General features: G+C 46.1%; 11 protein-coding genes. 3 read left to right on the top strand and 8 right to left on the bottom strand.

Annotated elements, in window-relative coordinates; genetic code table 11:
• Positions 1–57 precede the first annotated feature (57 nt).
• From hisC to psaK, 7 genes are all read right to left on the bottom strand, one after another.
• Positions 58–1,104: a histidinol-phosphate transaminase gene (gene hisC, locus QUB13_RS20070; RefSeq protein ID WP_333383867.1), complete on the bottom strand. Its 1,047-nt coding sequence runs from the start codon at positions 1,102–1,104 to the stop codon at positions 58–60.
• A 44-nt stretch (positions 1,105–1,148) separates the two neighbouring features.
• The gene (locus tag QUB13_RS20075) at positions 1,149–1,862 is read right to left on the bottom strand and encodes a glycerophosphodiester phosphodiesterase (protein WP_333383871.1); all 714 of its coding nucleotides are present in this window, start codon (positions 1,860–1,862) and stop codon (positions 1,149–1,151) included.
• Positions 1,862–2,725 (bottom strand): alpha/beta fold hydrolase, encoded by an 864-nt coding sequence (locus tag QUB13_RS20080; RefSeq protein WP_333383873.1) that lies wholly within the window; start codon positions 2,723–2,725, stop codon positions 1,862–1,864. The genes QUB13_RS20075 and QUB13_RS20080 overlap by 1 nt, the downstream gene beginning before the upstream one ends.
• Before the next feature lie 408 nt (positions 2,726–3,133).
• Positions 3,134–3,940, bottom strand: coding sequence for a DUF928 domain-containing protein (locus QUB13_RS20085; protein WP_333383876.1), 807 nt, complete (start codon positions 3,938–3,940; stop codon positions 3,134–3,136).
• A 38-nt stretch (positions 3,941–3,978) separates the two neighbouring features.
• Positions 3,979–5,940, bottom strand: a complete 1,962-nt coding sequence (locus tag QUB13_RS20090) for a CHASE2 domain-containing protein (RefSeq protein WP_333383880.1) — start codon at positions 5,938–5,940, stop codon at positions 3,979–3,981.
• Between the two features lie 496 nt (positions 5,941–6,436).
• Entirely contained in the window at positions 6,437–7,633 is a 1,197-nt protein-coding gene (locus QUB13_RS20095; RefSeq protein ID WP_333383883.1) for a site-2 protease family protein, read from the bottom strand.
• 81 nt (positions 7,634–7,714) lie between these two features.
• Positions 7,715–7,999, bottom strand: coding sequence for a photosystem I reaction center subunit PsaK (psaK, locus tag QUB13_RS20100; protein ID WP_194069813.1), 285 nt, complete (start codon positions 7,997–7,999; stop codon positions 7,715–7,717).
• 136 nt (positions 8,000–8,135) lie between these two features.
• Here psaK and QUB13_RS20105 point away from each other — a divergent pair, with 136 nt between their 5' ends.
• The 3 genes from QUB13_RS20105 to QUB13_RS20115 all read left to right on the top strand — a co-directional run bounded on the left by QUB13_RS20105 (position 8,136) and on the right by QUB13_RS20115 (position 11,081).
• Positions 8,136–8,783, top strand: coding sequence for a phosphoribosylanthranilate isomerase (locus QUB13_RS20105; protein WP_333383886.1), 648 nt, complete (start codon positions 8,136–8,138; stop codon positions 8,781–8,783).
• Between the two features lie 402 nt (positions 8,784–9,185).
• On the top strand, positions 9,186–9,737 hold the full coding sequence (locus QUB13_RS20110) for a CPBP family glutamic-type intramembrane protease (RefSeq protein ID WP_333383889.1): 552 nt from the start codon (positions 9,186–9,188) through the stop codon (positions 9,735–9,737).
• 45 nt (positions 9,738–9,782) lie between these two features.
• Positions 9,783–11,081, top strand: coding sequence for a HEAT repeat domain-containing protein (locus QUB13_RS20115; protein WP_333383892.1), 1,299 nt, complete (start codon positions 9,783–9,785; stop codon positions 11,079–11,081).
• Positions 11,082–11,249: 168 nt separating this feature from the next.
• Here QUB13_RS20115 and QUB13_RS20120 read toward each other — a convergent pair whose 3' ends face one another.
• Positions 11,250–12,923, bottom strand: a complete 1,674-nt coding sequence (locus QUB13_RS20120; RefSeq protein WP_333383894.1) for a BamA/TamA family outer membrane protein — start codon at positions 12,921–12,923, stop codon at positions 11,250–11,252.
• Between the last annotated feature and the right edge of the window lie 256 nt (positions 12,924–13,179).

Raw genomic sequence — 13,179 nt, forward strand, 5'->3', positions numbered from 1 at the left:
ATAAAAATTTGAGGACTTGCATTCCTCATTACAAACTAATTTTAGTGCGATCGTTATTTATAGGATTTCGTTCAAGGTTTTAACTAATATTTGATTCTGTTCTTCCGTACCTACACTAATTCGCAATTTGTCTTCTAATCGCGGCTGATTGAAGTATCGAATCAATATTCCCCGTTCTTTCAGTGTTTGATAAATTCTTTCTGCATCGCCGTTGGGCGGTCTAACTAACAAAAAGTTGGTTTGCGATGGCCAAACTTTAAAGCCTAATTCTTTGAAAATGACGGCTAGTTTTGCTCTGGAAGCCTTGACTTTTTCGGCGTTGGCTGTTTTGTGATCTGAATCTGCGATCGCACTCGCCGCCACTGCATAGGCTACAGCATCAACATTGTAGCTGTCTTTGATTTTATTTAATTCAGCCAGCAGCAGCGGATTTGCTATAGCAAAACCCAACCTCAATCCTGCTAGAGAATAACCTTTTGAAAGAGTTCTCAAAACTATAACATTACTGTACTTTTTTGTCAACTCCAAAGCATTGTCTTCGGCGAAATCTACATAAGCTTCATCAATCACAAGAATACCCGATAACTCTTGAGCCAGTTTCTCCAAATCAGCCACAGAAATAGCTGTTCCCGATGGACTGTTTGGCGAAGCTACAAATGTCACAGCACCTCTGGCTGCTATTAGCAAATCGACTGGTAACTGGTAATCGTCGGGATAAGGAACTTCGAGAAATTGTGCATCTTGAATTTGTGCCAAAGTGCGGTACAATACATAGGTTGGCGCAGGACAAACAATCTGTTTTCCCGGTTCGCCCGCAGCGCGAACTATCAAGTTTAATAAATCATCGCTGCCGTTACCTACCGCAATCCAATCGTCAGGTACTCCCAAAACTTTACTAGCAGCAATGCGGAAATTTTTGCCCGTTGGATCTGGATAGCGCCGCAGCATTTCTCCGTCTATTTCCTGAAGCACTTTTAAGGCTTTTGGAGAAGGCGGATAGGGATTTTCATTAGAATTTAGTTTAATGATTTTTGTGCCTGCGGGTGGCTGTTCTCCCGGCACGTAACCCGACATTTCATGGATGCTTTGGCGAAAGTAATTCATCTATTATCTAGCGTTAACTTGCGTTAATTTGCGGTTCAAAAAAATCATATCAAACAATTAGTGACTATCCGAGTGATACCCAAATCAATTAACTTTTGCCTATCTTCTGGATCGTCCACCGTCCACGCCACAATGTCAACTCCCTGACTGCGGCTTTCTTGAATCAGTGCGGGATTTTCTAGCAAAACGCGGTACTGGCTGCTAATCAAGTTATCGCCATGCGCCACAGCTTGAGATAATTGAGTTTTGTATGCTTCTAGATTAGCAACGATATGTCCGATCGCCAAATCGTCAGACAGCCGCCGCACTTGTGCCAAAAATTGCTCGCTAAACGAGGTAATGATGCACTTGTGTGGGATTTCTGCACCCTGCAAACTATTGACAAAATTCCCAACTTCTGCATCCGACCATTCGCAATGCGGCTTGACATCAAAATAGAGAAATTTGTCAACTTTTTTCAGGATAACTAATGCTTCTGCGAAAGTAGGGATTTTTTGTCCTGAAAATTCATCGCTAAACCATTTTCCCGCATCAAGTTTCTGCAATTGAGACAGATTTTGTTCCCTGACTTTACCAGAAAATCCAGTGATTCTATCTAATGTTGCGTCGTGAAAAATCACCGGTACGCTGTCGGCTGATAGCTGGATGTCGAATTCGATTGAATTAGCTTTGCGGGCGATCGCCAGTTCAAAAGCTGCTAAAGTGTTCTCAGGGGCGATCGCCGAAAATCCCCGATGTGCGATAATTTCTACATTCACTATCTCGCGCCCTCTAAAAATTGTGCCACAGTTTGATTGAAAGTTTCCGGTTGAGTCAAAAAACACCAGTGATTCCCCGGTACTTTTGTAGCGGTAAGATTTTTCAAGTATTTCTTGTACGGCTGCATTTGCCAATCCATGCGATTTACGCCTTTTTCCGGCTGTACGAACAAAGTTGGGATTTCAATATTTTCAGTCAAACCGGCAACTTTCATCACTTCTGTAAATATCTGATTTCTGGCGGGAATCGTAAATTTACTGCCCCAACTTCCGTCTAATTTTTGTTCCATTTGGTGTTGGAATATCATTTGCTGCGCGTCACTCCAACCAGCGTATTCTCCCGATTGTTTGGCTGCTGCTTCTGCTTGGGATAAAGTCGCAAACGGGCCCATACATTTGAGACAATCTAATTTGCGGTAAACAATTGGGAGGGTGAGTTTCATCGCTGCGGGCAGTTTGGTGATGAAGATTGGGTCTACTAAAATCATACTGCAAAAGCGATCGGGATTTTGTCTCGCCCAAATCGGTGCTAGTTTTCCCGTCCAAGAATGTCCTAAAATGTGGCAGGAAGACCAGTTGAGATGTGCCATCAAAGCTTCTAAATCTGCGATCGCACTTGCAAAAGTATAGCCGATTTCCGGTTTGCTGCTCTCTCCGTGGCCCCGCATATCTGGCGCTACAATATGATAGCGGTTCGCCAAGTAATTGCCTAAGATAGTCCAGACAACAGCACTATCTGCTAAACCGTGCAGCAGCAGCAAGCGCGGCACTTTTTCTGCTTCTTTTTTGCTGTCTGTTGCTGAGTTCCATTCTAGGTAAGAAAGTTCAATTTCTGGTAAGTGTAAGCTCTTGCGCGCAGGCATAATTAAAGTTTTTTTTTGATAGTTAAGCTACGGATATCAGTAAGGTTAGTAGTGCGGACTTCAGTCCGCAACCGAATAGCGGACTGAAGTCCGCACTACGAGCGAAACGGTTTTTGTGATGGCGATATACCGGGTATGATATCATTTTTGAAACAAGCATTTTTTACCAAGCGTGGGAGCACCTCAATAACTCGCAATATAATAAATCCAAAATCGGTAGGATCTGGTGTTTTTCATTGAGCGTGCGAACACCTCAAGAGATCGCGTATTGTACAACTCGCGAGTTTTTGAGGCGATCGCACTCAATACATCCAAAACCCAGATGTTCCCCGGCTTGACGTACCGCCGAAGCCTTTTCTGGGTTATTTTGAATATTTTGACGGTCGAATTCGCTCCTCTTCAAGTATTCTACGGTTCTGGTTGAAATTCTTCAATTTGGACGATCGGCTCTTTAGCAATTTTGCCCAATTTCACTGAATCCAACAAGCTTTCCCAATCAGCCTTGAGGGTTGGATCGTCAGGCTGAGCCCGTCTTGCTGCCGCTAGGGTGCTGATGGCATCTTGCCAAATCCCATTTTCAGCATAAATAAAGCTTTTCTGGCGCGGATCTGCCTTTTCTAATTGACTGCGGATATCTGCACTGAGTTCAACTCGCCGCACAGTACCCATTTCGAGCAGATCGCCCGATCTGTCTTGAGAGTCGCAAATCACTGTAAAACTCCAACGGTAAGTTTTGCCTGCTTCCAAGGGCGGCACATTTTTATTAGCGGGGATACTAAACTCGATCGTCCCTGATAAATTGCTAATTGGCAGAGTCTGTTTGTAAATCTCCTTGGCGCTTGGATCTAGCAGGGTAAATTCGGCTAATTTCGCCCTTGTTTGAGGCAAGTAGAACAAGAATGTTGGATAGTCGGAAGCAGTCCGTGCGAGCTTGTTTGGAGGGGCTAGGGCTGTGAGATTTATGGGATTTGGGTTAGAGTCGATCGCGCAGCCGCCACCGCGTACAGGTCTTGCCAGTGGAATTGTTATTTCCGCGTCGATATCTTCACTGGGCTGAACGAAGCGCGGCCCTCCCGATTGAGTCAGCGGCTTGCCGGGCTCTTCCCTCGGCATTGGCTGTGCCAGACTTACAAATGGGAGCGTGTTAAATGCTGCTATCAATAATATGGCACCAAAGGCGATCGAGTTGAGCCGAAAATTACTAATTTTTTTCATAACCGTTGCCAATGTTTTTTAATGTATATTGTCTCTGTTTACTGTACCCATTTTTTTTCTCCCAACACGCGGTATACATTAACTTTTTGTTCCCTGCCTTTTAGAGGTAAAGCTCCCCAAGATTCTACCTCAAATTTTTCTTCAAGATGTACCAAAGTTTCTTCGCCAATCAAGATCCGGCAGGTGTCTTCTTGCCGATGTTTTTCACAGCTTTCTAGGCGAGAAGCGATATTTACACTATCGCCGATTACTCCATATTCTAAACGAGTTTTGCCGCCCAAACTGCCCACCACGATCGGCCCTGTAAAAATTCCGACTCGCATTTTTGCTGCTGGTAAACCGCGAGCGATCCAACTTTGATTCAGTGCTGGCAACCGCGAACTTATAGCTAGAGTGCAAGATACTGCCATGCGAGCATCTTCGGCAATTTCTGCGGGAGTTGTGCGGGGAATTGGTACGCCAAATACTGCCAGCATTCCATCTCCGGTAAATTTATTAATTACGCCTTGATGTTTTTGCACTTCCTCGGCCATTGCTGATAAATATTCGTTCAACCAAGGCATTACTATTTCTGGGGGTAGTTTTTCAGAAATTGTGCTAAAACCCTGCAAGTCAGTCACGATCATTGTAGCAGTTACTCTTTGCCCTGGCAATAGCCCGGACTGGAGGAGATGGACGCGCTCTTTCCACAAAGCATTGGCGATCGCCGGTGAAGTTTGCTGTCCTAAAAGTTTCATTACAATTTCTTGCTGCTGTCTTGACTGGTGGTACTTGTGCGTGATGACGGCTGCTGGGGCGATCGCCAATGCCAGAGTCGGCCCTGTCACAGGTATCCACCCCTGTTGAGTGAATAGAAAAAATGTGAATCCCCATAATATGCCGCCAAGTGCGATCGCGCTGACGGTGAAACTGAGCGTATTTTCTAGCCGCCAAGCCAAACAGCCACCAACTCCTCCCCAAACAGCAATCCAAAGCATTTCTTGCCATTCATCCCAAAACCAAAATAGCCCTTTACCATCTAAAACGGCGCTGATAATTTGGCTAGTTGCTGTTGCGTGAATCAATACTCCAGGCATCAGGCGGTTTTCGCTGACAGTAGCGCTGTAAGGAGTAGAAAAGATATCTCTTACAGTTGGGGCTGTAACGCCGATTAGCACTATTTTATCCTTGACCAATTTGGGATCAACTTTTCGCTCCAAAACTTGACTTAGTGTCACCGTATTTGCGACATTTTCAAGAGAGCGGTAATTCAGCATGATTTGATAGCCTTGACTATTAATTGTCTGATACCCTCCTGAATCAGGCTTCAGTCGCGAAAACACTGTTTTTCCTATTTGAATTTCGTTATTTGCTGTAATTATTGTTTCTATTTTTTTGGTGTCAAAATAGTTATAAGCTAACCGCATTCCCAATGAATTAAGCGTCGAATTTTCATAAAAAGTAAACAGAAAATTGCGGCGAATTATGCCGTCTGGATCGACGATCAAATCGCTAAATCCTATCTGTTTTTTGGGTAGGTTGGGAGGCGGCCCAGCTCGTTCGCGCTCGGAGTCACCGAGGGAGGTAATGGCGATGATTTTGGGGTTTTTGAATTGAGCGGCCAATTCTGCATTTCCCGGTTCGTAGGGGATATCGCGAATGATATCCATACCAATAACTGCGGGTTCGAGACGGGATAATTCGGCGAGCGTTTTTGCTAAAACGCGATCGGAAATTGGCCATTTTTTAAAAGCACGAATATCCTGTTCTGTGATTTTTACTACGAGTAATCTAGGGTCAGCGCCCGGATCGGGACGCAACTGTACCATGAGGTCAAAAGCTTTTAATTCCAATGGCTGCAACCAACCTAAATGTCGCACTCCTAAGAGAGTTCCCGTCACGACAATCCAGGTAATCGCCAGAGGTTGCAAGTCAGCGAAGGGGAAGGAATTAGTTATGTTTTTCCAACTCCAACGTTTCTCTCCCAATTGATGATGGAATCTCTTAAAGAATTTAGGCATAATAATTCTTTTTTCAACCCTATTGGACAAAGTGTGGGAGCATCTGTGTTTGGCATCTTGTATTGTGCCATCGCCGATCGCGTATTGTACAACTCGCAAGTTCTTAAGCTCGCACTATAGCAATTCTAAATCAATTTAAATAACTGGTAACTGGTTCCAAGGCTCTGCGAAATGAACCCATGTAAGGGAGGAAGAGCCTCGACTGCGAAAATGGAAAATCGAAGCTATTCCTTCCCTATCTGCGTTACAAGGCAGAGCCTGATAGCGAGTTGTCCCACAAATCCTGCAAAGATTCCTAATATAATAAAAAAATGCTTTGCGACAAAAATGAGATGCGACCCAAAGTGTGCTGAGTAGGCGGTCATAATTAATAGAATAATACGTTATACCATAAGTTCCTTTACTGTCAGGAAACTAGCTTTTCAGGTTTAACCTTTATTTATGCACGCCTGCTTGCATCTTAATGTCAATAATGCCGATTATGGATGCCCAATTTTTAATTGTCCTGTGCAGTTTTGGCGATCGCATTTAACTGCAATCCCTGGGGATAAATGTTTTCTTCTTTGCTGCGCTTGATGTCGGCTTCGGAAATCCGGGGTTTGAGGTATTTGGCCAAAACTTTCACGACATCGCCCCGATCGATCGTCCCTACGACTGAACCAATGGGCGATAGGACGATGATTCGGGGGAGTTGACGGGCTTCCATGCTGTTAATCACTTCGGCGATGGATGCTTTTTGTGAGACTGTGGGGGTTTTTCCCAGGGGTTGCAAAATGTTGTGCAAAGTCTGAATTTGCCACTGACTGCGTTCTGTCAAGCGGATATCGTCGATCGACACTAAGCCCAAATCTCGCCCGTTGGTCGCAGCAATGTAAAATGGAAACGGGTTGACTTCTAACAAATAGCGATCGGCAAATTCTCGCAAACTCAAATCTGCATCTACAACTCGAAATTCGCGGCTCATCGCATCAGCCGCTTTAGTTTTGAGCAGGGCTTCTTGCAGATCAGCAAAGTCTCTGTAGGCTGTGGCATTCCGAATGGCAAACCAGCCGATTAGCGCAATCCACAAGCCGCCGTACTGGCGCGCTAACAAACATACACTTACACCAAAAACAACCGCCAACCAACCCAAAACTTGTCCTGTTTTTGCCGCCCAACGAATACCGACAAATCGAGAGCCTGTAATTTTCCAAATTGCTGATTTTAAAACTTGTCCTCCGTCCAAAGGCAAGCCGGGAATTAAGTTAAACAATCCCAAAACTAAATTTATTTCTGCTACCCTCTCTGTTACAATAGCAATCAAACTTGTTTGAGGCAGAACTTGAGAACCCAAACCGAGGATTAAAAACAGCGCGAAGCTGATTAGAGGGCCGGCGATGGCTACTTGAAATGCTTGACCGGGAGTTTTTGATTCCGAGTCGATCGATGCAACTCCGCCAAATAAGAATAGAGTAATAGAATTAACTTTAATCCCTTGCGATAGGGCAGCCAAGCTGTGTCCTAGTTCGTGCAACAGCACGGAAGCAAACAGCAGCAGAGCTATGGCTAACCCAGCACTCCAGGAGAGCGCAGGCCCCCACAAGCGGTAACTGCTAGCATATTCGCGGGTTGCGAGGGCTAAAATTATAAACCACGAATAATCTATCAGTAGGGGGATGCCAAATAAAGACCCGATTCGCCAACCTGTCTGCATGAAATTTTCCTGGGAAAGGAGAGCAAGAAAGAGTTTCTATTATATCTGTTCTTCTCTGCGCCTTTCCCGTTGCCGCGGTTTCTACAGAACTCCGGCGTTACCCAAGCCCAAGATGACTCCAGCCCCCAACAAGTGGCCGAGGCTGGTTGTTGCCAACAGTTCCGGGATGCCGAAGCCTTTGAACATTCCGGGGACTGCAACGGGTAAAGCAGGGCCTTTGCCTCGGTTTTGCTTGTTGATGCCGTAGTAGCCGATCGCGATCGCCAGCAAATTGCATAAAATCATTGTCAGGCCTACCATTGGCGACCACTCCGGCGTTGAGGGAGTGGTAGACTGTATCGCTAACAGTAAAGATGAGTTAATCATGTTGTTATTTCCTGATTTCACAGATAATATCGAGCGCTACAAAATTATAAAAAGCATTCTGCATTAAACTAAAATTTGTTTTATTAATTAACAATTTGTTTATATTTTGATACAAATTCATCGCGGAGGAAAAAAAGTGCGGGTTAAAATTTGCGGAATCACGAAACTCGATCAGGGAATGGCGATCGCCCGTTTGGGAGCTGATGCTTTGGGGTTTATCTGCGTGCCCGCTTCCCCGCGCTATGTCAGCCCCCAAACTATTCGCCCGATCGCGATCGAGTTGCCGGAAAATGTCGATTGCATCGGCGTTTTTGCTAACACCACAATAGAAAACATCTGTCAAGTAGCGATCGAGTCAAATTTAAGCGGGGTGCAGTTGCACGGAGATGAAACAGCAGAATATTGCGCGAGACTGCGGGAGTTTTTGCCGGGAATTGAAATTATCAAAGCCCTGAGAGTTAAGACTCCAGAAACTTTAGCGACCGCTGCTATTTATGCCCTTCACGTCGATACTTTACTGCTGGATGCTTACCATCCCGCTCAACTCGGCGGTACTGGCAAAACAATAGACTGGGTGATGTTGGCAGAGTTTAAACCGCCTTGTCCTTGGCTGCTCGCCGGCGGTTTAACACCGGAGAATGTTTTAAATGCAATTGATAGCGCCAAGGGCAGTAATTTCAGCGGTGTTGACCTTTCTAGCGGTGTAGAAATAGCGCCGGGAAATAAAGATTTGACCAAAGTTGCTCAGTTGTTTGCAAAATTAACTCAAATTGCTAATCATTGATAATTGGTAATTGGCAAAAAGCTAATTGGTAACGCACACTTTGTGCTTTTGATTCTGATGTACTAGACTTGAGTTGCAGAAGTCTTATCTCGATCTTTTAACCGCAGATATCGGGCAGATGTAACCAACGATTGACGCAAATAATTTCAGGGTGTTTGCCGATTTTGGCAATTGCTCGTCTGCTCAGTTCCCTCGCGCACCGCAATTCAAAAACTCGGTTTCTCCATCGCCCGTCTCTCGCTCGTCAGGCGCAACCTTCACAGAAGCCGGGTTTCTTCCTCACCAAGAGCGAGGAAGAAACCCGGCTTCTGATTCCCCGCACACATCCAAGAAATCGGGTAATGACAAGGCCTTATTCCGACTACTAATATATCTTTAAAACTTTTAATGTTAAATTTGATTATGTTCAATTTTAGCGCGATCGGGCTGCTGGACTTACTGGCGCGCCGCCTCACCCTGGCTTTTTCAACTATTCCCGATTTCACCGACTGGCTGGTTGCAGCTATGCTGGTGCTAGCTTACACTGCGATCGCGCTTCCCGTCGGTTTTTGGTCGGGATTTCTGAAAATAGACGTGCAAACCTCTTGGCCTACCATTACCGGAGTGCTGATAGGCTGTTTGTTAACTCCGGGGCTGAGCGAGGAAGTATTTTTCCGCCTGTTAATACTGCCGCACCCTCGGGAGAATGTTCCTGGGTTAATGCTGTGGTTTTGGGGATGGGCGAGTTTGGTGCTGTTTGTAGTTTACCACCCGCTGAACGCGCTGACTTTTTATCCGATCGGTCGATCGACCTTTATGAATCCAGTGTTTTTGCTGCTAGCGGCAATTTTGGGAGTAGCGTGCTCCATCGCATACCTGCAAAGCGGTTCCATCTGGCCGGCGGTAGCGGTTCACTGGCTGGCTGTGACAGCTTGGCTGCTGCTATTAGGCGGTTACAGGAGGCTGTATGGTTAAATGTACAAAGTCCAGCATCACTATATTGTCAGGAGGAACTCCATCGTGGGTATCATAGGAGCGATCGTAGGTTTTTTGGCAGGGGTAGCAGTTGCTTACTCATTAGTGGAAAAACGATTAAAAAAGCAAAAACAAGAATACTTGCAGCAAACCCGAAGAATAGCTCAGGATATAGAACTAGCTCAGATATCTCGGATGCAGCCCACTGCAGATTCCCAGCCAGGAGAACAGGAAGATAAGCTTAGACAAGCCACTGTCGAACACGAAAATTTACTCAGACAAGTTACAACTCAATACGAAAGTCAACTCCAACAAATTGCCGCTCAATACGAAAATCAACTCCAACAAGTTCGAGCAGAACGCGATCAACTCCAACAAGTTGCTGGCGCACAGGAAAATCAGCTCAAACAAGCCAGCGAGGAATTAGAGGCAGCTCACAATGCTAAATTGCAAGAAAACCTGCAATCTTTGCAATCAGAACACGAAAATCATTTACTCAGAGTTGCTGACGAATTGCATCACAATTATCAAGCTCAAATCGAAGAACATTTGCAATCTTTGCAATCAGAACACGAAATTCGCTTGAGACAAACTGCCGAGGAATATCAGAACCGCGAGGTTGAGATGCAGTTACGTATGGAAGCTTTGCAAGAGGAATACGAGAGTCGGTTGCAAGCAGCTCACGAGCAGTTACAAGCTCACGAAACTCAGATGCAGACTACTATCGGGTCTTTGCAACAGCAGTACGAGAATAATGTCCAACAACAAGAAGTTCCCGATCGACAGTTTGGTCAGTTAAATCAAACAGAAGTTGGAGAATATTTACCCGAACCAGAAGTAGGACAGGAACAGTCAAGCGAGTTAAGCCAAACAGAAGCTCAACAAGAGTTAAATGACACAGATTTTTCGGAGCCACAATCAATTGATTCATATCAACAAACCGCAGTCGAACAACAGCCTGAAATAGCCAGACAATTAGCAACCTATTCGGTGGAGCAATTGATGGGATGCGTTCAAAGTCCAGACTCAGAAACGCGCAAGTTTGCAGCGTCTGCTTTAGGTAACTTGGCTGCTGCGAATGCTCTGACAGACGACAGCCATCGAGTAGTAGAAACCTTGGGCCAATTACTTCGAGATTTGCAGCCGGAGGTGCGCGAAGCTGCTGTGGAAGCACTAGGATCGATCGAGTCGGAACAAGTAATTCCGCTGTTGGAACAAGCTTTGCTAGATACAGATAGGGCTGTGGCTGTGGCGGCTAGTGCTGCGCTCAATAGGTTGAAGTTTGATCCGCAGACTCCGGCGGTGCAACCGACAATTGTTGATATTGAGGAACCAAATAGTTAAGCGGTTACGTAGGGAGCATCTCATTTTTGAAAAAAGCATTTTTTACAAAGCACGCGAACTCTTGCGCGATCGCATTATCAAATCAAAACTGAGATTCTCCCGACGACTTTCGCGATCGGAAAAAAGTTTTTACCCTAGGGGGCTATAACTTTAATGAGATTGCGGACTTTAAAATCGCTGTTTTGTGCCGAGCACAAATTTAGTTTCGCCGGAGTCGCCAATACCCACGTCTAAGCGAATTAATCCAAAGGGCGATCGCACCCTTAAACCCAACCCAACAGCCGCCCCAGTCCCCGGTTTATCCCTCACCGAAGCCGGTTTTCCCAACACGCTGTCACCGGTTCCCAAATCCGAAGCAAAATCAACAAATATCACGCCGCCGACATCGCTACCGACGGGAAACCGATACTCGCCGGAAGCCAAAAAATAACTCCGCCCGCTACCAATATCCCCGCTATCGTAACCCCGCACGGAATTGCGCCCGCCGAGGCGAAACGCTTCTGTTGGGGGCAAATCTCCGATTACAGTCCCGCCTTGCAAGTTAAAAGCCAGCATTTCTGGCAGGTTTTCGGACTCGCTGATGCCGAGCAAAGTGACGGGGATATATTGTATATAATTTGCTAAGAGGCGGTTGCTCACAATGTTACCGCGTCCCAGAGGTATGGACTGCTCGGTGCTGAGGGTGAGAATCGAGCCGCTGGTGGGGTTAAAGGGATTGTTTCGCCGATCGCGCGTCGCGCCAAAAGAAACAGTGTATAACTCATCCACGCCGGAACCGCTGAAAGTGAGAGGATTGCCCCGTTCGTCGCGGCGGGCAATATTTAAATTGCGATCGCGCGTGCTGATATTGGTATAATTCAATCCTAAAGTTCCCCGCCAATCGCCCAAAGGTCGCGTAACTGCGAGATTTCCCCCGATCCGAATTTCCCGAACTCGATCGCCGTTGGGCAAATCGATATCCTTGTTGAAAATTTCGGAGATTTTGCGATCGCCAAAAGCTCTCACACTGTATCCCAAACGGTCTTCGGCAGCAATGTAAGGGCTGACAAACTCGACATCGTATTGGATACCTCGGAGGCTGGGTTCAAGTTCCACCGATAGCTGCTGTGCGTTGGTGCCGAAAGTGCGATCGACATAGGAAAGAGGAATAGCAACACCAACATCATCGCTAATGCTAGCACTCACGCCAAAAGAACGAGCCGATCGCTGTTGGACATTGTAAATTACATTAATATCCGTCCCAACTTCTTCAGTAGAAACCGTCACCTTGTCAAACAATCTCAACTGCTGCAACTGCTGCAAGTCCGATCGTACAACTTGCTCGGTGTAATTATCCCCCGCCTTTAGTTTGAGCTCGCCCCGAATAAAATCTTCCGAAATTCTGCCAACAATCGGATTGCCTTTTTTATCAACTGCTTCGCCTCTGGAATTGACAAAGCGAATTTTCACCTCAGCCACATAAACGCCTTCAGCATTTCCCGCTTGACTGATTTGTCGAGTACCGTCTAGCTGTCGGGCGTTGCTGTTTACCGGTTCGGTTTCGGGTTTGGTGGCGATCGTCCCCGGAGTTTGTAACACAGATGTAAAATCTTTATGGCGATTCGACTTGAGAGAAGGCGATTTAACTTCTCCAGTAACCGCGAGCTCATCAGATGCCGGCAAATCCCGCACAATTGGACTCACCCCATCCTCATCCCTCTGCGCCCTCTGCGCCTCTGCGGTTGCTTCTCTAACCTCCACTTGACGCGGTGCATCTGTCAGATCGAGAGCCCGCGCCGACAACTCCCCACCAGCCACCTGCGCCAGAGTCAAAAATGCAATAATCGGAATTCGCATCAGCATAAAATTAAAGCATACTCAACGCATATTACCGAAAATCGGTAGCGATGCCCAATATCAAATCGGGATTTAAACCGCGTTTACTCTAGCGATTCCCAGCATCCCCTCGCGCCGAGGCGGACGAAAGTTAGTACAGGCGCGGTTTCAACCGCCAGATAGCATCGCGCCTGCGGACACGATCAAACGAGTACAACTCACAAATTCACTACAATTAGGCGAAAAGAAACCCGGTATCTTCAAAAATACCGGGTTTCTGTGA

Source organism: Microcoleus sp. B4-D4, from assembly GCF_036705185.1.
In the GTDB taxonomy this organism is placed as follows: Bacteria; Cyanobacteriota; Cyanobacteriia; order Cyanobacteriales; family Microcoleaceae; genus Microcoleus.

Coding starts and splice junctions, on each gene's coding strand:
- QUB13_RS20110 (WP_333383889.1), top strand. CDS start 9,186: ATGTTCAATTTTAGCGCGATCGGGCTGCTGGACTTACTGGCGCGCCGC.
- QUB13_RS20085 (WP_333383876.1), bottom strand. CDS start 3,940: ATGAAAAAAATTAGTAATTTTCGGCTCAACTCGATCGCCTTTGGTGCC.
- QUB13_RS20080 (WP_333383873.1), bottom strand. CDS start 2,725: ATGCCTGCGCGCAAGAGCTTACACTTACCAGAAATTGAACTTTCTTAC.
- psaK (WP_194069813.1), bottom strand. CDS start 7,999: ATGATTAACTCATCTTTACTGTTAGCGATACAGTCTACCACTCCCTCA.
- QUB13_RS20090 (WP_333383880.1), bottom strand. CDS start 5,940: ATGCCTAAATTCTTTAAGAGATTCCATCATCAATTGGGAGAGAAACGT.
- hisC (WP_333383867.1), bottom strand. CDS start 1,104: ATGAATTACTTTCGCCAAAGCATCCATGAAATGTCGGGTTACGTGCCG.
- QUB13_RS20120 (WP_333383894.1), bottom strand. CDS start 12,923: ATGCTGATGCGAATTCCGATTATTGCATTTTTGACTCTGGCGCAGGTG.
- QUB13_RS20095 (WP_333383883.1), bottom strand. CDS start 7,633: ATGCAGACAGGTTGGCGAATCGGGTCTTTATTTGGCATCCCCCTACTG.